Source organism: Arthrobacter pascens (assembly GCF_030815585.1).
GTDB lineage: Bacteria > Actinomycetota > Actinomycetes > Actinomycetales > Micrococcaceae > Arthrobacter > Arthrobacter pascens_A.
The window spans coordinates 246,113-265,776 of record NZ_JAUSWY010000001.1; the positions used below are offsets into that span (position 1 = coordinate 246,113).

Below are 19,664 nucleotides of genomic sequence, written 5' to 3' on the forward strand. Positions count from 1 at the left end.
CGCGGCCGGAGTGACATGACCGCCTAGGCTGCGCTCCTCCACTAGGCTGGCACCGGAGAAAACCCACGAGGCAGACGGGCCTGGATTGGCGCCCGCCCCGCCCCGAGCCGACGGAGCTATTGGAGACCCATGACCCGGACCATCAGTGTGAGCCTGCCCGATGCGGCACTTCGCGAGTACCTGAAGCCGACCCCGGACGTCACGGTTCTTGAGTGGAACCTTGCTGCCGAACCGCCGCAACGGCAGATTGACATCGTGGTGCCCCCGTACATGGGCGGGGCGCGGATTCTGCGGAATCTTGAGGCCGTGGAGACGGCGCTGGTGCAGAGCCAGTCCATCGGATACGACGGCGTGGCGGAGGCGCTCCCGCCCGGACGGGTCTTCGCCAATGCCGCCGGTGTGCACGAGACGTCCACCGCGGAACTGGTCCTGGCCATGATCCTGGCCAGCCAGCGGGAGTTTCCCCGCCTTTTGAAGAACCAGCAGGAGGGCCTGTGGGAAACGAAGCCCACCGCCAGCCTTGCCGACCGCCGTGTCCTCATTGTGGGCTACGGCGGCGTGGGAAAGGCCATTGAACAGCGGCTTCTCCCATTCGAAACCGTTGTCACGCGCGTGGCCAGTAAAGCGCGGACGGATGAGAACGGCGTGGTCCATGGAATTGCGGAGCTGCCCTCGCTGCTGCCGGACCACGACATTGTGATTGTGGGGGTACCCCTCAGCGACGCCACGCGGCACCTCGTCGATGACGCTTTCCTTGCGGCAATGCCCGACGGCGCGTTGCTGGTCAATGTGGCCCGCGGCCCGGTGGCGGACACGGACGCCCTTGTCCGCCACACCGGTTCCGGACGGATCCGGGCCGCGCTGGACGTTACGGACCCCGAGCCGCTACCCCGGGACCACCCGCTCTGGGGCACACCCGGCGTCATCATCACCCCGCACGTTGGCGGGGCGAGCTCCGCGATGCGTCCGCGGATGGGCCGGCTGCTGCAGCGGCAGATCGACCTAATGCTGGCGGGGGAACCGCCGGTGAATGTGGTGCTGGGCGGCTGAACTTAAAAGGCTCATGAATAGACCGTTGGTCACATCCGGGCAGCGGTCCTAACAGTCCGGCGCCTAGGTCACGCACGCCCCGCAGGGGCGTCACCATTCCATGCGCTGTCGAATGAAGTCCAATGAATACAGGTAGATCCCTGCCTGCTTAGAGAAGGATACTCGCACCCACAACTTGAATAATGTTAAAAAGCTTTAACATTATTTACATGGAGACCAGCAAGTGGATGGACGAGTTGAGCGAGAGCGACCTCGGCTTCATCAGGTCAATGATTCTCCACTCCGGCTCCCTCAAGGCTTTGGCCGGCGAATATGGCGTCTCATACCCGACGGTGCGTAGCCGCTTGGACAAGATCATCGAGAAAATACAGGTGGCTGAAAGCACTAGCTTTGATGAATTCTCGCAGAAAATTTTTGCAATGGCCATTGAAGGACGCATTACGCGTGATGCTGCCAAACGCATTATAGAACTGCACCACATGCAACCAGGGGGAAATTATGGACAACATTAATCCGACAGTAGCCACTCTTTGCCTTATCGCCGTGGCTGCAGTGCACAGGTTTATCTTGTCGAACCGTCGACAAAAATTCCTCGGAGCAATCATTCCCATGATCTGGCTCGTCGCTGCAGTGGTCCTGGCTGCCAACGGCATGCTATCCGGACTTGGGGCATGGGTGAGCGCTCTCGTCGTTATGGTTGGGCTGCTCATTATTTGGTGGTCCGGCCAAGTGTCCTACCGGAAGCGTCTTGACAGTGAAAATGCTCGGATTGACAGCGTCAATGCGAGCAGGTCGTTGAAGTAGGGGCGCACTAGCAGATGGAAGGCGTTCGCCTCGATTACACGCATTCGAACATACAGAGCGGTGTGGAGTACAGGGCCAGCTCCGAAGATCCAGTTGCAAGCGGCTTAGGCGCGCTGCCGCGCCGCGTGGAGGGTTTTCCAGATTGGGCGAGAGGACGCTGTTCTTCTCCTGGGGTGAGGCGTACTCTGAGCGGAATCCTGCCCCGGACTTGGGTTCCAGGAGCAAATGGGGAAGGGCGGATGAGCGAGATGACACTCAAAGAAGAGTGGGAACGGCTTGATTCTGAGACGCGCCAGTGGCTCCTGGCCAATCCGGGATGCGTGCTGGTGCCGCGCACCGTCACCGCCCGGATAAAACAGGAGTCCGTCAGCCGCATCGAAGTCGACGACCACGGCCAGATGATGCTTTCCCGTGAGGATCTCGATTTCATCCGCGAAAAAGGAGCTGACGCGGACGCGGGCCAAGGCAGTGTGGATTTCCGGTTCTTCGATGCAACACAGCCCCGAACGCCCGACTAAAACGTGTGCTTCTACGAGGCAGGCAGAGGTCAGTGCCCTGCAGACGGAGACGCGTCAGGTATTGTCTGGCTTCTGCCGTTGATGAGTTTGCAGACGGTGAATAGTTTGCCAGCTGCACTGCTTAATTCGGATGAAGCGGGCTGCGGCAAGCCGGGGCAGAGCGAGAGCGGGGTCAGCCTCGTCGAGGGTATCTGCACGAATGGACCGTTCCAGGTCCACTGCAAGGCTGGCGAGGCGCTCCGCACCTACCATCTGGCTGGAGGTCTTGAGGCTGAGGACCGCATCCAGGGCACCTGCAAGGTCGCCGGTGGTCAGGGTCAGGCGGAGCCGTTCATTCCTGTGGGGCAGGTATTCGATGAAATCCCGGACGAAGACCTTCCAAACTCCATCGTCATTCAAATCGGCGCGCAGCATCTCCAGCACAGATGAGTCCATAAGAGGCGGTGGGTCGCTGGGCGGCTCGGTCACGGAAGGTGCCAGCGCTGGAGGGGCTCCCGGTCCACTGTCGAAAGTGGGATTCTGGGGAGCCTACTTGAAGCTCCTTCAAGATGGTCTCCGCGACCGCACGGACGTTGACGTTCTGGTGCCCAGACAACTTGGGGATGACCGACTTCAGCAGTGTGCAGTGCCCCACGAACCTGTCGTTCCATGGCCATACCCCGCGCCTCCCGTCCTCAGCTGGATGCCCACGGATGCCGCGGGTCCTCCCGATCGACGTTACGGGGCAGGGGATGGGAGAACACGAGTAATGGGTACTCGCATTTTCTGCTTCTGCTTCCTCATCGTGCTCTGTTTCAGAACAGCTTTGGCACAGGCGGGGGTTATGAAGAGAGGTGGTAGTAGTCGGAATCGGTGCCGCGAGCCGTCGGCAGCGGGATAGCCCCGATGCTTCGGAGTGTCCCATTTCCAAGGATGCGGGACGGGGATGTTGTGCTGATGGATGAGAAGCCAACTTTTGTTGGTGGATGCCAGTTTGAGGGGTCCGTGCCCGGTATCGTGCTCATTAGCACTGCAGTTGAAGGAAAGAAGCGCGATGACGGAGATTTCCAAGGAGGCGGATCCTTTGACGGGTGACACTGTCCTGTCGCTGGGGCTTCATCCGAGCGCCGTCGACCTCTCTCAGCATCCAGAGCTAACACAGGAGATGCTGGAGGCTCGGATCGAGGCGGGCGAGGCAGCCATCCGCGAGGCGGGATACGATATCGTGCCTTGCCTAGTCACCTCGGACCTCGACCAAGCCGAAAAGAGCGTGCGGGAGTGCCTGGCCGTCCGTCCGGTCCAGGTAGTGATGATCGGGGCCGGCCTGCGAATGGCAGGGGAGCACACCTTGCTGTTCGAGCGCGTTCTCAACTTACTGAATGAGCTGGTACCGGGCGTGGTGTTTTGTTTCAACACCTCACCAGAGACCACCCTCGATGCATTGCGCCGGTGGGCGCGCCCTAGCAACTGAGACGGCCTCAGGACTCAATCTAGGAATCTCACCCTCCGGTGTGTCCCATTACCAAGGAACTGGGACGAGCGTGCCGTTCGGATGTGCATTGATCAGCTTCCCTCTTGCGAGGTGGTGACGACAAACAATTCACCGACCGAACAGTCGAGAACATCACAGATCGCGGACAACGTGGAAAAGCGGATCGCACGCGCCCGGTCGTTTTTCAGCACAGACAGGTTGACGATACTGACGCCTACTCGCTGGCTGAGCTCGGTCAAGGTCATGCCCCGGGCCGCGAGGAGCTCATCGAGTCGGCAATGGATTCGCTGCTCTTCATGTGGTGCGGGAGCCATCAGATCAGCCCGTCCAGTTCCAACTGCTGGCGCCGGCCGGTCTCGAACATGCTCGCGAGAGCGGCAGCGCCGAGTCCAATCGCGATCGGCCACACATTTAGTTCCATGAGGAAGAAGGCCCCCGTTTCCCGTTCCGGAAGCAATCCGATCCGATCGAGGACCGAGTGGTGGGCAATCGCTTCCATGAAGGGGCCCAGGAGACCCCAGGTCATAACGGCTATGCCCGAGATGCCGACGGCGCGGGCCAGTTGCTTTCCGAAGCCTGTGCCACGGTAGACGGACCAACTGATCAGGCCCAGAGTCGCTGCGGACAACAGACCGGCAAGACCGCCCAGGAGTCCTGATCCGAGCAGCAAATAACGCTCAGCCGAAGTAAGGCTGGCCGGCTGCACACCGGCTGTGGCATACGCGGCTTTGATGACTTCACTGTTGCCCTCACCCAGCGTGGGTGTCACCAGGTTCGTGAGGGGCACATTCAGAAGAGACGTATTCGCCAGCCCGGAGTACACAGCCACGATCGCCGAAACGACGATGCTGAGTGCTGCTAGTCCAAAAATGACGGCAAACAGCAAAGCGCCCTTGCGGTCCAAATGAGCAAACGTCGCTGCCACAGTCCATCCCCAATCCAAGATAAATTTATCGTTTGTCGTTAACATAACGACAAACGATAAATACTTCAAGACGCCTGTGTGGAAGACCGCCATTCCTTACTGAAAGGCACCAGTAGTGCGCCGAAGTGTGACCTCATTTCGCCTCGGTCGCGGCGGCCACAGCTCCATAGCGTTCCTGTCTGGTTAGGTCCTACACCAACCGGACGTCAGACGAGTACCGCCAGCGGATCCCGAACGGTGGGAGTGTCCCACCGGGACTGTCCCGGTTCCAAGAAAATGGAACACAGGTAAAGATGAGTACAGTGGCCGGGTGAGTATCAAATTGGTCGTTGCACACGACAGAACGAGGGGCATCGGCCGCGCTGGCTCTTTGCCTTGGGATCTCCCCGGAGAAATGAAAAGGCTGTCTGCGCTAACCCGTCAGACGAAGTCTCAGAGCGGCAGGAATGCCCTCATCATGGGAAGGGCGACCTACCAGTCACTCCCGGATGGTCGGAGACCATTGCCCGGACGCCTACACGTGGTCGTCACAAGCCGACCTATCGAGGATGAACGCGTGTTATCTGCCTCAAGCTTGTCGACGGCTTTGGCCGCTGCAGCGGACACCCCAGGTATTGAAGATGTGTATATTTTTGGCGGTGCTCGCATCTACGAGCAAGCGTTGAATGCATTGATCCCTGATGAACTCCTGATCTCAGTGATCAACGCAGAGTTCGAATGCGACACGTTTCTATCCGCCGTACCAGCGGAGTATGTACTGGAGATGTCAGAGAAAGCAATTTACGGCACCACGAGTGTTCGGCACGAAACCTATAGTAAGGCGTGACACGCCAACCAGATTAGTTCTCTTTGCATTTGTTCCACTTCTAAGGAAGTGGGACACAGTTCTGCCTGACGGAGAATAGGTCCGTAGCCATTTAGTAGATCGGGGACAGCACCGATGGTGTCAGCGGATTTTCTCTATCAAGACATAGAGACCAGCATAAGTGCAGTGGCTCTTGGTCGTGGGCGACACTAGAACTAGATTTCAATACCTTCAAGAATAGCGTCAACAACTTCGTTGATTGGGCGCGCAGTATTGATGGTTATGCCTTCAGGTAAGGCTTCTTTAGTTGCATGTAAACGCAGTACAAATTCAGTGGTATTGACACTGTCATTCACATCCCAATCATCCGCTGTGCGGCGGTCCAATCTATCCCTGAGTGTTTCGATATCCACGTCCAATACATATACTTTGTCGAATACGTCTATGAATTTATGCAAGTTCCTTGAACCGCCACAGAAAAAAGCCGCCCCATCTTCCTTATTGGCTACTATCTCTCTGACTTTATCAACGTCCCATATATGATACTGAAATCCAGGAGCATCTGTTGGCTTTCCCGTTTCAGGGTCGCCCCGATAAGCCAGTTCATCATCACCCTCAATGGTTTTATACCCGCGTTTTCGAAGTTCGCTAGATACCGAACTTTTGCCCGTGCCCGAACTGCCGCCGATAAGATAATTTCTCTTCGCCATTGACTCATTGTACGAAATAGGTCGGTGAACCGTCCCCTCCTCAGAAGAACAAAACCGCTACGCCTACGTAAACTGCAACGCCATCAACGCATAACGATGCCCGAGTCCTAGGCGTCCATTCCGACCTCGGTGATCTTGTCGACGTCGAAGATCGCGATATAGAAGCCCTCTTCGGCCTTGTACTCAAGCGAACCGTAGACGCGGCCGTCTTTCGTATTGAAGTCCAGGTCGCCGAGGTGGCCGGTGAACCCTTCAACCGTCTCGACGACGTTCCCCTTCACATCGGTCTTGACCAGCATGTCGGTGAACGAGTGGTAGACGTACCCGTTCTTCTCGGCGATCGCGACGCCTTGAATTTCCTCTTCACGATTTGCGTTTTTTGGATGCTAGCGCTGCCGCGGGTCCAGCGGGAGGGGAACGATGGGCTGGTCATCGGCCGTCAGGTCGATGCCCAGATCTTCTGCGAAAACGATCCGCGTGTCCTTGTAGATCCCGGGGTGGTTTTCGTCCAGCTCAAAGACACGCGCGCCGCGCAGGCGGTTCCGGTCAGGACCAGGCAGGCCGTAGGCGCCGAATCCTGTTCCAGGTGCGTAGCCGAGTTGAACACCGTAGTAGTTGCCTACATACGTGTTGACGTGATCGTGTCCCACAAAGTATCCGAGCACATCCCCACGCTCCAGGAAGGCATTGAACAGGCCGGAATTGATGGGACCGGGGCACTCGTCTTCGTTCCGTTCTCCGACAATATTGTGCTTCTTGGCCGCCCGCGCGTGGTCTGCATCCGTCCGCGAGTCGAGGCTGGCGAACCACATGTTGCGGTGTTCATGCAGGGCAATGTGGCCCCACATGAGGGAGGGGATTTTCCTCCCGTATTTTTGCTCGGTTGCGATTGACAGATTCCGGTACCACGTGAGCTGGTCCATACGTACCCAGTCCCAGTCCGGGTAGCCCTCGAAGTCCTGCCCATTGATGCTGTCCGGGGCGTACCGGCCGGTGTCGATGAGCCAGAGGCCAAAGGCCGGAGCCTTCGATCGGGAGGATTGCACCAGCAGCTGCGAGTTGGAGGTGCCGGTGAGGCCCGGCGTGGAGTCAGCATTGACGTTGTGTTCATAGGTCTGCAGGAACTGGAGCATTTTGGCTTCGGTCATCCCGGTTCGCTCCACCGAGTCTTCATCATGGTTGCCGAAGGTCACGGCCCAGGGGATCCGCCTGTGTTCCATGGGCTGGACCACGTGGTTGAGCGCCTGTTTGACCTCTAACTCGGAGTCGCATCCGCCGTTGATCACATCTCCGTTGATGACCACAAAGTCCGGCTTTTCCGCATCCAGCGTCCGGTCCATGAGTTCGATCGTGCGGCGGTCGGTCTGCTCGTCGTCCTGGGTGTCGTTGAACTGAACAATTTTGAATGTGCCGTCCGGGCGGAAGGCCAGGGTGGGCTTTGCTGCCTTCGGGCCAGGTGCTGCTTCACTCCAGGCTCCCGCGGACACTGTGATTCCCAGCGCGCCAAGCGTTCCGGCGGCAGCCAAAGCGGCCCGTCTGCTGAGGTTGGGCTGGTGGATGCCTGTGGTCATGGTTGCCTCTTTTCGCCGATGCGGCCCCGCTGCAAGGCCGCTGCTCCATCCAGAGGCTAGAAGACTGAAGCATCCAGCCCTGAAACAGGTGGTGAACGCCGTGCGGCAGAGGCGATGTCTTCAGAGGTTGGTCTTGGCTTCCGCGTCTTCGTCGTAGCGGCCGCCCTGTACCTCGATTTCGGACGCCGCGTCGTTGATCTCGGCCAGTTCTTCGGCTGAGAGTTCGATGCTGGCGGCACCGATGTTCTCCTCCAGCCGGTGCAGCTTGCGCGTGCCTGGGATCGGCACAATCCAGGGCTTTTGGGCCAGCAGCCAGGCCAGCGCAATCTGGCCGGGGGTGGCGCCCTTGCGGCGGGCTATGCCCGTCAGCAGGTCGACGACGGCCTGGTTGTGCTGGAGCGCGTCCGGAGCGAACCTGGGGATGGTGCTGCGGACGTCGTTGCCGGCGTCGAAACTCGTCGACGCGTCGATGGTGCCGGTGAGGAAGCCCCTGCCCAGCGGGCTGAAGGGCACGAAGCCGATGCCCAGCTCCTCGCAGGTGGCCAGCACCTCCTCCTCGGGACGGCGCCACCACAGGGAGTATTCGCTTTGGACGGCTGTCACGGGCTGGACCGCGTGCGCCCGGCGGATCGTCCGGGCCGCCGCCTCGGACATGCCGAAGTGCTTCACCTTGCCCTCCGCGATCAGGTCCCTCACGGTTCCCGCGACGTCCTCGATGGGTACCTCCGGGTCCACCCGGTGCTGGTAGCAGAGGTCGATGGCGTCCAGCCCGAGCCGCTGCAGCGAGCCGTCAACGGCGCGCCTGATGTGATCGGGATTGCTCGTAACCCCGCCCCTGGGCTTGCGTTCGACGGGGTCAATGTCGAATCCGAACTTGGTGGCGATCACCACCTGGCCCCTGAACGGGGCAAGCGCCTCGCCAACCAGCTCCTCGTTGGCGTAGGAGCCGTAGATCTCGGCGGTGTCGAAGAAGGTCACACCGCGGTCCACCGCAGTGCGGATCAGCGAGATCATCTCCTGCCTGTCGGACGTGCCACTGTAGCCGCCGGTCATGCCCATGCAGCCCAGCCCGATGGCGGAGACCTCCAGGCCGTTGGTACCAAGGGTCCGCTTTTCCATAATGTGTGCTCCTTGCGAGGCGGGAAGCTGCGTCGTTCCGGTTGTCCTTAGCAGAGAGGCTAGTCGGCCGGGCACGCTGGCGGGAGTGCTTGACAGTATCCCTGGTCTCCCAGAAAGACAGGGACCACGTCATAGCCGCCCTCACAACAATTGTTCGGCGGCGGCGTAGGCTTGTTCCTGCCGGCGACCTCAGGAGGATGAACATGCAGGGGGACACGCTGCAGCAGTACGCCCGGGACCGCGTCGAGGAGCTTCCGGGTGCTGGGTTGGAGCATCCTTTCGGGCCCGACTGGGAGGTGTTCAAGGTCCGCGAGAAGGTCTTCATGCTGATCACCGACATCACCGGTGAGCCGATCGTGATCGTCAAGGCGGACCCGGAGGACGGCAAAGCGCTCCGCGAGGAGCACGAGGACATCACGCCGGGGTACCACATGAACAAGCAGCACTGGATCACCCTGCATCCCGGCGGGGACCTGCAGAAGCGGCTTGTCGATGACCTGGTCACCGAGTCTTACCTGCTCGTGGTCGAGAACCTGCCGCACGCGACGCGTCCGGTCGACCCTGAAACGTTCGGCCGGAGGGACCAGTGATTCTCTCGGGCGAGCAACTGCAGCAGCACGCCCGCGACATCGCGGCATCGCTCGATGACGTCACCAATGGGCGCCCGTTCACGCCGCACCTTGATGTGTGGAAAGTGCACGACAGAGTGTTCCTCATCGTCACCGACGATGATCCGGACCTGCAGATCGTTACCCTGAAGGTCGACCCGCACCGGGGGGATGCGCTCCGCCGCGACTTCGACACGATCACGATCGGGCACTACCTCGACAAGCAACACTGGATCTCCATCGGGCCCGGCTCCGGGATCACGAAGCAGCTGATCGGGGACCTGGTGCACGATTCCTACGACCTCGCCGACGGCCGCCACCGGAAGCAGCGCCCGTGAGTGAGACGCCGTCGCTGTTCGACGTCGATGACGCCTCGCGGCCTCTGGCCGACCGGCTCCGTCCGCGCACCTTGCAGGACGTCATCGGGCAGGACCACCTGCTCGCCGCGGACGCGCCGATCGGGCGGATGGTCGGCACGCAACGGCTGGTGTCGATGGTGTTGTGGGGGCCGCCAGGGAGCGGGAAGACCACGATCGCACGGCTGCTCGCGGAGCAAACCGACCTCGCGTTCGAACCGCTTTCCGCCACCTTCTCCGGCGTCGCCGACCTCCGAAAAGTGTTCCAAGCAGCCCAGCGCAGGCGCGAGGTCGGTCAGGGCACGTTGCTGTTCGTCGACGAGATCCACCGCTTCAACCGCGCCCAGCAGGATTCCTTCCTGCCTTACGTCGAAGACGGCACCATCGTCCTCGTCGGCGCGACCACGGAGAACCCCAGCTTTGAACTCAACGGCGCGCTGCTGTCCCGGAGCCAGGTCTTCGTCCTGAAGCGCCTCGACGACGCCGCTCTCAGCACCCTCATCAGCCGCGCCGAAGCGCTCCTCGGTCAGCCGCTCCCACTGACTGACGAGGCCCGGCAGGCGCTGATCGCGATGGCGGATGGTGACGGCCGGTACCTGCTGAACATGATCGAGCAAGTCCAAGCCCTGCCCGCACCCGTCGACCCGGCCATCCTCGCCGCCGCCGTGCAGAAACGGGCACCGCTGTACGACAAGTCGCAGGAAGGCCACTACAACCTGATCTCCGCGCTGCACAAGTCGATGCGCGGCTCCGACCCGGACGCGGCCCTCTACTGGTTGGCGCGGATGCTTGACGGTGGTGAAGACCCCCTGTTCATCGCTCGGCGCATCACCCGGTTCGCCACCGAAGACATCGGCATGGCCGACCCGAACGCCGTCCAGCAGGCCCTCGCAGCGTGGGACGTCTACGAACGCCTGGGCTCACCCGAGGGAGAACTCGCAATCGCACAGGCGGTCATTTACCTCGCGACCGCGCCCAAATCGATCGGCGTGTACCGCGGGTTCAATAAGGCGAGCGCCGCGGCGAAACGCACCGGCTCGTTGATGCCGCCGGCGAACATCCTCAACGCCCCGACCCGCCTCATGAAGGACCTCGGCTACGGCGACGGGTACCAGTACGACCCCGACACCGAGAGCGGGTTCTCCGGCGCGAACTACTTCCCAGACGGCATGCCCCGGCAAACCTTTTACGAACCCACCACCGGCGGGTACGAGCGAACCATCACCGCACGGCTGCGCCACTGGGCGCAGCTCCGGAACGCCGACACCCACGACCCCACCCTCGAATCGGACGCGGACTGACCCAGCTCCGAAAGGACCCCGCACATGACCGACGCCGCCGCACCGCACGCCGTGCGGTCCCGGCTCGGTATCCCTGCGCCTGGCCGAACTGCTCCAGGCCACAATGGTAAGTGGATCAACTTGACTTGTGGATGACGCGGGAGTTAGCTTGTCGTGAGTCGATCGACTTACCATTTTAAGACTTGGCAGGGAGCAATCAACATGAATCGACTTGCGGGCAAGCGCGCCCTCATCACCGGCGGCACGAGCGGGATCGGCCTGGAGACCGCGCAGCGTTTTATCGCTGAGGGGGCCGACGTGCTGGTCACAGGCGTAACCCCGGCCAGCATCGACAGGGCGCGGCAGATCCTCGCGGACAAGGTGCTGGTGGTGCAGGCCGATGCGCGCGATCTCGATGCGCAGCGCGGCCTGGCGGAGCATGTGCGCGAGCACTTCGGGGAGCTGGACGTGGCGTTCCTGAACGCCGGCGTCTCGGACTGGCGGCCGTTCGAGGACCACACGGAGGACAGTTTCGGCCGGCTCTTCGACATCAACGTCAAGAGCGTCTTCTTTCTCACGCAGGCCCTGGTGCCCGTGCTGGCCAACCCGTCCTCGGTCATCCTCAACGCGTCCAACAGTGCCCACGGCGGCTATGGTCAGTCGAACGCCTACGCCGCGACGAAGGCGGCAGTGGGCTCCCTGATGCGGTCATGGAACGCCGATCTGCTCAGGTCGCACGGCATCCGGTTCAACGCGGTCAGTCCCGGCCCGGTGGACACCCCGCTGTACTCTAAGCTTGGGATCGAGGACCCCGCGCAGCAGACGGCGGTTCTGGAAGCGATCAGCTCCGGCATCCCGCTGGGTCGGATGGGTAGGCCCGAGGAAGTCGCGGAAGCTGTCGTGTACCTGGCCTCCGATGTCTCCGCCTTCGCTGTGGGGCAGGATCTTATCCTGGACGGCGGTCAGACCGTCCTCTGAAAGTGAGAATGCGGCTGCGAGTCGGATGAGAGGCGTGGGTATGACGGTGGTGGACCGTGACAGAGCGGAAACCGGCGGCGATTCGTGCCAGGCCGGGTATCACGCGCAGATCAAAGCGGAGAACTGCGCACGCATCATTCGCGCTGCCCGCGACCTCTTCCTCGCCCGGGGATACGACAAGACCTCCCTGGCCCAGATCGCCAGGGAGGCCAGCGTCTCCACCGGCACCCTCTTCAAGCGGTACCCTTCCAAGGCTGCGCTGTTCGCGGCCGTAACCTCCGAGCAGTGGCAGCTGGATGTGCAGTACGCCGAACCGCCCCCGCCCGGTGATCCCCGGTACGGTCTGGACCATATCGGCCGCGACTACGCTTGCTTGGTCTCGCGGTCCGGCACGGCGGCGCTGTGCCGGCTCATCATCACCGAACTTCCTCAGATGCCGGAACTGGCCGACATCGTAGGCACCGGCTTCGCCATCGACCGCGGACCCTTCTTCGAACGGCTCCGCGACTACCTGGATGCCGAAGCGCAGGCCGGCACACTCGACTTCCGATCGGCCGACGGGCAGACACAGTCGGCGTCCGCAGTGGCCGAACAGTTCCTCGGCATGATCTGCGGCCAGCTCCTGTGGCCTCAACTCGTACGGACCGACTTCGTCCCGCCCGACCCCACCGACACCACGATCGTGGACGAAGCCGTCGCCCTCATGCTCACCCGCTATCGCGCCGTTTCCTGAACCCCGAAAGCCCGCGTCGCTGGTGCCGGGGCACGGTTTGTGACCGCTCGGGAGATGGTCACAAACGGTCACAGCTCAGCCGCGTTTTGTGAGCGACAATCGGCGGTCACGACTGGCTCCGGATCACCAGCTATCGCAGTTGGATCAGCCCAGCGTTGGTAGGTCGGAAACCGCATGCGTCGAAGTAGAAGCTCTTGAGGTGGTCGTCAAAGTCAACATGAAGCCATTCACACCCCTTCTCCTTGGATTGCTCTGTTGCAACGGCGAGGAGCCTTTTCCCGATGCCCTGTCGGCGTGCCCGATGTGCCACCAACGTGTCTTCGACGAACGCGTGCACGTTACCGTCCCAGATCACGTTGACGAAGCCTACGAGGCCTTGGTCGTCGCGCGCAGTGACCCACCCAAGGCTGAGGCGCGCGAGCAGGTCGGTCCAATCATCTTCAACGTAGGCATGATCGAAGCCTTCCGCGTGCAGCTGATTAATTTCTTCGTTCCTCACTGGTCCGCGCCATTCAAAGGTGATCGTCATGCTGGACATCATTGCAGATGGAGCCCTCGGCGTCCGTACGTCAGCACTCGTCGGTATTCGTTGTCCCTGACCTAGCTGTTGAATGCCGGGATGCCCAGCTGGTTGCAGACCTGTGCCGGTCCCGGGATGACCGCAACCGCATTGTCGACGACGCACGCGGTCAGCTCCGGCACGAAGTGCCCAGGGCCGACGTCGTACGGGACGGCGGTGGGCGGTAGTTCCTCCACATCCTGGGCTTCCCGGGGACTGGGAGGGCTGGTGGGTTCCTGGAAATCGGACGGAATGAGATCGTCCGTGATGTTGCCGGGGTTCATGATGCCTTGGTCCCAGGTATGGGCGCAGAGGCTCAGAGGATTGGTGGTGTTGGACCCGGCGTCCATTTCTCCCGCGAGAATGTAGGGCGGCAACGTGACGTGGGGAGCATACGGGGCGGGGTAGGTCCTGGTCAGATCCGCATGGTAGTAGCAGCGGACGTCCCGCGTGTCGTCGGCAAATGCAGAAATGATAAAGAAGGCTGCCGCGGTGACCCCTGCAAGCGCGAGTCCGGCGAAGATCAGGGATGACGGCCTTCTCCACCGCGGTTCCGGACGAGGTGGTGCCGCATCTCCATAAAGCCGTGTGTCCCCCGGGACAGAATCCAATTCCCCCATACCTATTAGTGTGCCGTGAGGGTCAACCCTGGCTCGTCCAGCAGGCCGACAATCGTTGGGATCGGAACGCATGGCCGGCAGGTGCACCAACAAAGCCCGCCTTACGTCCAGCCATTCACCTTTTATCAGCCAAGTGCCGCAGCTCGCGGAACTTGTCGCAGGGATTTAGCGCCCCGGCCAAGGATGAGTAGTGGTGCACCGGCTCGCCGGCAGCCGAGGAGTGTGGGTATCAGGTGAGCGGACCGGCCTGCCAGCTCGCGAGGTCTTGAGCGACGTCGGACGCGTGGACTGCAGCGAACGGCTCGGTGGTGGCCTTCAGACTGGTGATTCGGTCCACCCGGAAGCCGCGGACGGCGCGCCTTCGGCGGCACCACCCAACGAGATACCAGCGGCCGGCTGCTTCAAGGGCCGTGTAGGGCTCGACGGAACGGGATGCGGGGTCATCGGCATAGGTGAGTTCGACGAGTCGGTGATCGTGCATCGCATCGACCCATGCACTGGTCGACACAGCCGAGGGCGCGGCGACAGACATCGCGGTCGGTCCTGGCTCAGCCTGCCTGACTGCTGCCGGCAGGCAGGCGGTCAGCTTGTCGAGCGCAGTACGGGCGTGATGCGCGTAGGGCGACCGGTCAAGGAGCGCGAGGGCTGCGACGCACGCAGCGGCTTCTTGAGCGCTGAGCTGGACGGGCGGCATGGTGAAGTCGGTCAGGACTGCGTATCCACCGAGGCGTCCGGATGTCGCGTAGATGGGGACGTCGGCGTTCTGGAGGGACTGCAGGTCCCGTTCAATGGTGCGGGTGCTCACCCCGAACCGTTCGGCCAGCGCGGAGGCAGAGACGGGGCGGGGGGAGCGGGCGCGCAGATGGTTCGTGATCGCGTGGAGGCGTTCCAGGCGGCGCACGTGATTATCCTGGCCCACCGGGCGGGCGGCGTGAGGTGCTCATCGGACGTTCCGCGGTGACCGAGTAGACGTGCGCGATCCGCCCGTCGGTGAAGTGGAACGTGTCGATGCCACCGACGTGCAGTTCGCCCATGGTGGCGTCCCACACGCTGTAGCCCCAGTCGGCCGTCGCGTAGGCCTCGACGACTCGGTAGAGCAGCCCAGGCCGGGTGGCGCGGAAGGTGGCGATGAGGCCGGCCAAATCAGAAGGGGTGCTCACCTGGTCGCCGGCTTCGCCGATGGTTCGACCGCCGAAGTGGATGCGGACGTCGGGCGTGCAGATCGCCTCAGCCTTGGCCAGTTCGCCGTTCCACAGGTCCGTCCAGCCGCTGAGGGCGTCGGAAGCGGCGCCGCGGAGAATGATGTTGTCGTTGCTCATATCTCAACCCTCGACGCACGAGGCGACAACTGAGTGTCGGTGTTTCCCGAAGATTTTCCGCGTCCTCTCAAAACCACGTAAATCTACGTCCCCGGTCGGTACAGCCAGGGACGCCGCGACGGAGTAGGTCAGTTCACGCATGTGAATCTCCTTATCCACGGCACATGTTGTGGTCATAGTACGGGTCCAAGCCGAAAATGCCGATCACCGGGATAACGGCTGTGCTGGGTGTTGGCCCGGTTGGGCGTCATGCCTGCGCCGGCGCGAAGGTTCTACGCTCTGGGAGAACCTTTGAACAATCCTCGGCTTTCACCCGCAATCGCACTGGTTGCCCCCAGCAACCAGACGTAAACTGACCTTCGAATCATCTCCCTGGGAGTCCGTGAGTGGGTTGGAGCCCGCATGCTCTGGAAACTGCTTGTTGAATACCTGCGGCCGCACCGGCAGCTGCTGATCGCCGTCGTGATTTTCCAGCTGGCGCAGTCCATTGCGTCCCTATACCTGCCCACGCTGAACGCGGACATCATCGATGAAGGCGTGGCCAAGGGGGACACCGGCGTCATCCTCAGCCTGGGCGCCTTGATGCTGGCGATCACGCTGCTGCAGATCGCCTGCGCCGTGATTGCCGTGTACTTCGGGGCGAAGGCTGCCATGGGCGTGGGCCGGGACCTGCGCGGGGCCATCTTCACCCGGGTGGGGGAGTTCTCCGAACAGGAAGTGACCCGGTTCGGTGCGCCCAGCCTGATCACCAGGTCCACCAACGATGTGCAGCAGGTCCAGCAGCTGGTGCTCATGTCAGCCACCATGATGGTGGCCGCACCCATGCTCGCCATCGGCGGGGTGATCATGGCTGTCCGGCAGGACGTGCAGCTGTCCTGGCTGATCGCCGTCGCCGTGCCCGTGCTCCTGATCGGCGTGGGGCTCATCATCACCCGGATGGTGCCGCTGTTCCGGAAAATGCAGAAGCGGATCGACACCGTGAACCGGGTGCTCCGCGAACAGCTCACCGGCATCCGCGTGGTGCGGGCGTTCGTCCGGGAGGACATCGAGACCGCCCGCTTCGCCCAGGCCAACGAGGACGTCACAGACACCGCCCTGCGTGCCGGCCGGCTGATGGCGCTCGCGTTCCCGGTGGTGATGCTGGTGCTGAACGTCTCCAGCGTGGCGGTGATCTGGTTCGGCTCGTTCCGGATCCAGGACGGCTCCATGCAGGTGGGCACCCTGATCGCCTTCCTCAGCTACCTGATGCAGATCCTGATGTCCGTCATGATGGCCACGTTTATGGCCGTGATGATCCCGCGGGCGGCCGTCTCGGCGGACCGGATCGGCGAGGTGCTGGGCACCGAGTCCAGCGTCCGGCCGCCGCTGAACCCGGTCAGCAGTGCTGTGTCCTCCGACGGCCACCGCCGCGGCGAGCTGGAAATGCTCGACGTCGGATTCGCCTACCCGGGTGCCGACCAGCCCGTCCTGTCCGGGATCAGCTTCACCGCCAGGGCAGGGCAGACGACGGCGATCATCGGCAGCACCGGCTCCGGCAAGACCACCCTGGTGAACCTCATGCCCCGGCTGTTTGATGCCACCACCGGCTCGGTGCGGATCGACGGCGTGGACGTGCGCGAGCTGCACCCGGACCTGCTCTGGGGGCACATCGGCCTGGTGCCGCAGCGGCCCTACCTGTTTTCCGGTACCGTGCGCAGCAACCTGCTGTACGGCAAGCCGGATGCCACCGAGGAGGAGCTGTGGTCCGCGCTCAGCATCGCCCAGGCGCAGGACTTTGTGGAGCGGATGGAGGGCGGGCTGGACGCGCCCATCAGCCAGGGCGGCACCAACGTCTCCGGCGGGCAGCGGCAGCGGCTGGCCATCGCCCGGGCGCTGGTGAAACGGCCCGAGCTCTACATCTTTGACGACTCGTTCTCCTCGCTGGACACCGGCACGGACGCCCGGCTGCGCCAGGCCCTCAAGCACAACACCGCCGGCGCCACGCTGGTGATCATCGCCCAGCGCGTGTCCAGCATCGCGGACGCGGACCAGATCCTGGTGCTCGACGACGGCAGGATCGTCGGGCGCGGAACGCACCATGAGCTGCTGGAGACGTCGGAGACGTACCGGGAGATTGTCTCCTCCCAGCTGGCCGCGGAGGAGACGGTATGAGCACGCAGCACCGCCCGCCGTCGAACGCATCCGGAACAGCACCCGCCCCGAAAAGCAGTCCCGCCGTCGTCGAACGCATCCCCCGTCCGGCGGGCGGACCGGGGCGCGGCGGGCCGTTCGCGGGGATGAACGTCCCGGCCGAGAAGGCGATGAACTTCTGGCCGTCGGCCAAGCGGCTCCTGGGCACGCTGCGGCCGGAACGGGCCTGGTTGGTGCTGGTGCTGGCCATGGGAGTGGCCAGCGTGGCGCTCTCGGTGATCGGGCCGCGGCTGCTGGGCGAGGGCACCAACCTGATCTTCGCCGGCGTCGTGTCCAAGGATTTGCCCGCCGGGGTGAGCAAGGCGGATGTGATTGCGCAGCTGCGGGCGACGGGGCAGAACCAGCAGGCGGACATGCTGACTCCCATGGCGCTGACGCCTGGCGCGGGGATCGATTTCGCGGCGCTGTCCAATGTGCTGCTGTGGGCGCTGGTGCTGTACGTGCTGGCGTCGGTGTTTATGTGGGTGCAGGCGTATGTGCTCAACGGCGTGGTGCAGCGGACGGTGTTCGGGCTGCGGGAGCGGATCGAGGCGAAGATCAACCGGCTGCCGCTGCGGTATTTCGACTCCATCCAGCGCGGTGAGCTGCTGAGCCGGGTGACCAACGACGTCGACAACATCTCGCAGAGCCTGCAGCAGTCCATCAGCCAGGCGGTCACGTCGGTGCTGACGGTGGTGGGCGTGCTGGTGATGATGTTCATCCTCTCGCCCACGCTGGCGCTGATCGCGCTGGTGACCATTCCGCTGACGCTGGGGATCACGGCGCTGATCGCCAAGCGCTCGCAGAAGCTGTTTGTGGCGCAGTGGAAGCATACGGGGGAGCTGAACGGGCAGATCGAGGAGACGTACACCGGGCATGCGCTGGTGAAGGTGTTCGGCCGGCAGCAGGAGGTGGGGGAGCGGTTCCGGCAGAAGAACGTGGAGCTGTACGAGGCGAGCTTCGGTGCGCAGTTCATTTCCGGGCTGATCATGCCGGCCATGACGTTCATCGGGAACCTGGTGTACGTGGGGATCGCGGTGGTGGGCGGCCTGCAGGTGGCGTCCGGGGCGATGCAGCTGGGCGATGTTCAGGCGTTCATCCAGTACTCGCGGCAGTTCACCATGCCGCTGGCGCAGCTGGGGTCCATGGCCAACCTGCTGCAGTCCGGGGTGGCGTCGGCCGAGCGGGTGTTCTCGTTGTTGGATGAGGACGAGGAGTCTGTTGAGCCTGCCCCTTCCGCTGGGCCCGTGTTTGGGCGGGGGCGGCTGGTGTTCGAGGACGTGTCCTTCTCCTACTCGCCGGACAAGCCGCTGATCTCTTCTCTGAGCTTGGTGGCCGAGCCGGGACAGACGGTGGCTATTGTCGGGCCCACCGGGGCGGGGAAGACCACGCTGGTGAACCTGATGATGCGGTTCTACGAGCTGGATGCGGGGCGGATAACGCTCGACGGCGTGGATGTCACCTCGGTGCCGCGGCGCGAGCTGCGCTCGCGGCTGGGCATGGTGCTGCAGGACACGTGGCTGTTCGGCGGAAGCATCCGGGACAACATCGCGTACGGCCGGCCTTCAGCTACCGAGGGCGAGATCCTGGAGGCGGCCCGGGCGACGTACGTGGACCGGTTCGTGCACTCCCTGCCGGAGGGGTACGACACGGTGCTGGATGACGAGGGTTCCAACGTGTCCGCCGGTGAGAAGCAGCTGCTGACGATTGCCCGGGCGTTCCTGGCGCGACCGTCGGTGCTGATCCTGGACGAGGCGACTTCTTCTGTGGACACCAGGACCGAGGTGCTGGTGCAGAAGGCGATGAGTGCCCTGAGGTCCGACCGGACGAGCCTCGTGATCGCGCACCGCCTGTCCACCATCCGCGATGCCGACCTCATCCTGGTGATGGAAGCCGGCCAGATCGTGGAGCAGGGAACGCACGCTTCATTGTTGGCCTCGGGCGGGGCGTACGCGCGGTTGTACGAGGCACAGTTCGCGGCGCCGGTGGCGGAGGTCTAAATCTTTCGACCCAGCCACGTGTGACGTCGAGTCAGACGAAAGTATGGTTGAAATCTGCGACCTTCCCGA

The 19,664-nt window shown here is 62.8% G+C and carries 23 protein-coding genes; 12 read left to right on the forward strand and 11 right to left on the reverse strand.

What is annotated here, in order from left to right; all coding sequences use genetic code 11:
- Positions 1-129: 129 nt before the first annotated feature.
- The 3 genes from QFZ30_RS01205 (at position 130) to QFZ30_RS01215 (ending at position 2,372) form a co-directional block, all read left to right on the forward strand.
- Entirely contained in the window at positions 130-1,050 is a 921-nt protein-coding gene (locus QFZ30_RS01205; protein WP_307072702.1) for a 2-hydroxyacid dehydrogenase, read from the forward strand.
- 209 nt (positions 1,051-1,259) lie between these two features.
- Positions 1,260-1,562, forward strand: coding sequence for a DUF2089 family protein (locus QFZ30_RS01210; RefSeq protein WP_307072704.1), 303 nt, complete (start codon positions 1,260-1,262; stop codon positions 1,560-1,562).
- Positions 1,563-2,093: 531 nt separating this feature from the next.
- Positions 2,094-2,372, forward strand: a complete 279-nt coding sequence (locus QFZ30_RS01215) for a hypothetical protein (RefSeq protein WP_307072705.1) — start codon at positions 2,094-2,096, stop codon at positions 2,370-2,372.
- Between the two features lie 54 nt (positions 2,373-2,426).
- Here QFZ30_RS01215 and QFZ30_RS01220 read toward each other — a convergent pair whose 3' ends face one another.
- Complete coding sequence (locus QFZ30_RS01220) at positions 2,427-2,786, reverse strand: Hpt domain-containing protein (protein WP_307079970.1); 360 nt, start codon at positions 2,784-2,786, stop codon at positions 2,427-2,429.
- Positions 2,787-3,405: 619 nt separating this feature from the next.
- Here QFZ30_RS01220 and QFZ30_RS01225 point away from each other — a divergent pair.
- Positions 3,406-3,822 (forward strand): hypothetical protein, encoded by a 417-nt coding sequence (locus tag QFZ30_RS01225; protein WP_307072707.1) that lies wholly within the window; start codon positions 3,406-3,408, stop codon positions 3,820-3,822.
- Between the two features lie 92 nt (positions 3,823-3,914).
- Here QFZ30_RS01225 and QFZ30_RS01230 read toward each other — a convergent pair whose 3' ends face one another.
- A complete protein-coding gene (locus tag QFZ30_RS01230) occupies positions 3,915-4,157 on the reverse strand; it encodes a helix-turn-helix domain-containing protein (protein ID WP_307072708.1) in 243 nt (80 codons plus the stop codon).
- Positions 4,157-4,768 (reverse strand): hypothetical protein, encoded by a 612-nt coding sequence (locus QFZ30_RS01235; RefSeq protein ID WP_307072711.1) that lies wholly within the window; start codon positions 4,766-4,768, stop codon positions 4,157-4,159. The genes QFZ30_RS01230 and QFZ30_RS01235 overlap by 1 nt, the downstream gene beginning before the upstream one ends.
- Positions 4,769-5,078: 310 nt before the next feature.
- Between QFZ30_RS01235 and QFZ30_RS01240 the strand changes: the two genes are divergently transcribed.
- On the forward strand, positions 5,079-5,594 hold the full coding sequence (locus QFZ30_RS01240) for a dihydrofolate reductase (protein WP_307072712.1): 516 nt from the start codon (positions 5,079-5,081) through the stop codon (positions 5,592-5,594).
- A gap of 194 nt (positions 5,595-5,788) precedes the next feature.
- On the opposite strand, the gene QFZ30_RS01245 is transcribed toward QFZ30_RS01240, so the two are convergent.
- From QFZ30_RS01245 to QFZ30_RS01260, 4 genes are all read right to left on the reverse strand, one after another.
- Positions 5,789-6,283 (reverse strand): AAA family ATPase, encoded by a 495-nt coding sequence (locus QFZ30_RS01245; protein ID WP_307072714.1) that lies wholly within the window; start codon positions 6,281-6,283, stop codon positions 5,789-5,791.
- Positions 6,284-6,390: 107 nt separating this feature from the next.
- The gene (locus QFZ30_RS01250) at positions 6,391-6,582 is read right to left on the reverse strand and encodes a hypothetical protein (protein WP_307072716.1); all 192 of its coding nucleotides are present in this window, start codon (positions 6,580-6,582) and stop codon (positions 6,391-6,393) included.
- A gap of 87 nt (positions 6,583-6,669) precedes the next feature.
- Positions 6,670-7,854 (reverse strand): metallophosphoesterase family protein, encoded by a 1,185-nt coding sequence (locus QFZ30_RS01255; protein WP_307072717.1) that lies wholly within the window; start codon positions 7,852-7,854, stop codon positions 6,670-6,672.
- 120 nt (positions 7,855-7,974) lie between these two features.
- Positions 7,975-8,973 carry an aldo/keto reductase gene (locus tag QFZ30_RS01260; RefSeq protein WP_307072719.1) on the reverse strand — a complete coding sequence of 333 codons (999 nt, stop codon included), beginning with the start codon at positions 8,971-8,973 and terminating at the stop codon, positions 7,975-7,977.
- A gap of 203 nt (positions 8,974-9,176) precedes the next feature.
- Here QFZ30_RS01260 and QFZ30_RS01265 point away from each other — a divergent pair, with 203 nt between their 5' ends.
- The 5 genes from QFZ30_RS01265 (at position 9,177) to QFZ30_RS01285 (ending at position 12,928) form a co-directional block, all read left to right on the forward strand.
- Positions 9,177-9,563, forward strand: coding sequence for an MmcQ/YjbR family DNA-binding protein (locus tag QFZ30_RS01265; protein WP_307072721.1), 387 nt, complete (start codon positions 9,177-9,179; stop codon positions 9,561-9,563).
- Entirely contained in the window at positions 9,560-9,919 is a 360-nt protein-coding gene (locus QFZ30_RS01270; RefSeq protein ID WP_307072723.1) for an MmcQ/YjbR family DNA-binding protein, read from the forward strand. The genes QFZ30_RS01265 and QFZ30_RS01270 overlap by 4 nt, the downstream gene beginning before the upstream one ends.
- Positions 9,916-11,238, forward strand: coding sequence for a replication-associated recombination protein A (locus QFZ30_RS01275; protein ID WP_307072724.1), 1,323 nt, complete (start codon positions 9,916-9,918; stop codon positions 11,236-11,238). Before QFZ30_RS01270 ends, QFZ30_RS01275 begins: the two co-directional genes overlap by 4 nt.
- Before the next feature lie 201 nt (positions 11,239-11,439).
- Entirely contained in the window at positions 11,440-12,195 is a 756-nt protein-coding gene (locus tag QFZ30_RS01280; RefSeq protein WP_307072727.1) for an SDR family oxidoreductase, read from the forward strand.
- Positions 12,196-12,235: 40 nt separating this feature from the next.
- Positions 12,236-12,928: a TetR/AcrR family transcriptional regulator gene (locus QFZ30_RS01285; RefSeq protein WP_307072728.1), complete on the forward strand. Its 693-nt coding sequence runs from the start codon at positions 12,236-12,238 to the stop codon at positions 12,926-12,928.
- 130 nt (positions 12,929-13,058) lie between these two features.
- On the opposite strand, the gene QFZ30_RS01290 is transcribed toward QFZ30_RS01285, so the two are convergent.
- From QFZ30_RS01290 to QFZ30_RS01305, 4 genes are all read right to left on the reverse strand, one after another.
- Positions 13,059-13,457 (reverse strand): GNAT family N-acetyltransferase, encoded by a 399-nt coding sequence (locus tag QFZ30_RS01290; RefSeq protein ID WP_307072730.1) that lies wholly within the window; start codon positions 13,455-13,457, stop codon positions 13,059-13,061.
- A gap of 71 nt (positions 13,458-13,528) precedes the next feature.
- Entirely contained in the window at positions 13,529-14,107 is a 579-nt protein-coding gene (locus QFZ30_RS01295) for a hypothetical protein (RefSeq protein ID WP_307072732.1), read from the reverse strand.
- 229 nt (positions 14,108-14,336) lie between these two features.
- Positions 14,337-15,008 carry a helix-turn-helix transcriptional regulator gene (locus QFZ30_RS01300; RefSeq protein ID WP_307072734.1) on the reverse strand — a complete coding sequence of 224 codons (672 nt, stop codon included), beginning with the start codon at positions 15,006-15,008 and terminating at the stop codon, positions 14,337-14,339.
- A 4-nt stretch (positions 15,009-15,012) separates the two neighbouring features.
- Complete coding sequence (locus tag QFZ30_RS01305; RefSeq protein ID WP_307072735.1) at positions 15,013-15,426, reverse strand: nuclear transport factor 2 family protein; 414 nt, start codon at positions 15,424-15,426, stop codon at positions 15,013-15,015.
- 402 nt (positions 15,427-15,828) lie between these two features.
- Between QFZ30_RS01305 and QFZ30_RS01310 the strand changes: the two genes are divergently transcribed.
- Both QFZ30_RS01310 and QFZ30_RS01315 read left to right on the forward strand, forming a co-directional pair.
- The gene (locus QFZ30_RS01310; RefSeq protein WP_307072737.1) at positions 15,829-17,577 is read left to right on the forward strand and encodes an ABC transporter ATP-binding protein; all 1,749 of its coding nucleotides are present in this window, start codon (positions 15,829-15,831) and stop codon (positions 17,575-17,577) included.
- Positions 17,574-19,595: an ABC transporter ATP-binding protein gene (locus QFZ30_RS01315; protein ID WP_307072739.1), complete on the forward strand. Its 2,022-nt coding sequence runs from the start codon at positions 17,574-17,576 to the stop codon at positions 19,593-19,595. The genes QFZ30_RS01310 and QFZ30_RS01315 overlap by 4 nt, the downstream gene beginning before the upstream one ends.
- Positions 19,596-19,664 lie beyond the last annotated feature (69 nt).

Excerpts from the sequence above, each read along its gene's own strand:
- QFZ30_RS01205 (WP_307072702.1), top strand. The coding sequence starts at position 130 with ATGACCCGGACCATCAGTGTGAGCCTGCCCGATGCGGCACTTCGCGAG.
- QFZ30_RS01210 (WP_307072704.1), top strand. The coding sequence starts at position 1,260 with ATGGAGACCAGCAAGTGGATGGACGAGTTGAGCGAGAGCGACCTCGGC.
- QFZ30_RS01215 (WP_307072705.1), top strand. The coding sequence starts at position 2,094 with ATGAGCGAGATGACACTCAAAGAAGAGTGGGAACGGCTTGATTCTGAG.
- QFZ30_RS01220 (WP_307079970.1), bottom strand. The coding sequence starts at position 2,786 with ATGCTGCGCGCCGATTTGAATGACGATGGAGTTTGGAAGGTCTTCGTC.
- QFZ30_RS01225 (WP_307072707.1), top strand. The coding sequence starts at position 3,406 with ATGACGGAGATTTCCAAGGAGGCGGATCCTTTGACGGGTGACACTGTC.
- QFZ30_RS01230 (WP_307072708.1), bottom strand. The coding sequence starts at position 4,157 with ATGGCTCCCGCACCACATGAAGAGCAGCGAATCCATTGCCGACTCGAT.
- QFZ30_RS01245 (WP_307072714.1), bottom strand. The coding sequence starts at position 6,283 with ATGGCGAAGAGAAATTATCTTATCGGCGGCAGTTCGGGCACGGGCAAA.
- QFZ30_RS01250 (WP_307072716.1), bottom strand. The coding sequence starts at position 6,582 with ATGCTGGTCAAGACCGATGTGAAGGGGAACGTCGTCGAGACGGTTGAA.
- QFZ30_RS01255 (WP_307072717.1), bottom strand. The coding sequence starts at position 7,854 with ATGACCACAGGCATCCACCAGCCCAACCTCAGCAGACGGGCCGCTTTG.
- QFZ30_RS01260 (WP_307072719.1), bottom strand. The coding sequence starts at position 8,973 with ATGGAAAAGCGGACCCTTGGTACCAACGGCCTGGAGGTCTCCGCCATC.
- QFZ30_RS01265 (WP_307072721.1), top strand. The coding sequence starts at position 9,177 with ATGCAGGGGGACACGCTGCAGCAGTACGCCCGGGACCGCGTCGAGGAG.
- QFZ30_RS01280 (WP_307072727.1), top strand. The coding sequence starts at position 11,440 with ATGAATCGACTTGCGGGCAAGCGCGCCCTCATCACCGGCGGCACGAGC.
- QFZ30_RS01285 (WP_307072728.1), top strand. The coding sequence starts at position 12,236 with ATGACGGTGGTGGACCGTGACAGAGCGGAAACCGGCGGCGATTCGTGC.
- QFZ30_RS01290 (WP_307072730.1), bottom strand. The coding sequence starts at position 13,457 with ATGACGATCACCTTTGAATGGCGCGGACCAGTGAGGAACGAAGAAATT.
- QFZ30_RS01295 (WP_307072732.1), bottom strand. The coding sequence starts at position 14,107 with ATGGGGGAATTGGATTCTGTCCCGGGGGACACACGGCTTTATGGAGAT.
- QFZ30_RS01305 (WP_307072735.1), bottom strand. The coding sequence starts at position 15,426 with ATGAGCAACGACAACATCATTCTCCGCGGCGCCGCTTCCGACGCCCTC.
- QFZ30_RS01310 (WP_307072737.1), top strand. The coding sequence starts at position 15,829 with ATGCTCTGGAAACTGCTTGTTGAATACCTGCGGCCGCACCGGCAGCTG.
- QFZ30_RS01315 (WP_307072739.1), top strand. The coding sequence starts at position 17,574 with ATGAGCACGCAGCACCGCCCGCCGTCGAACGCATCCGGAACAGCACCC.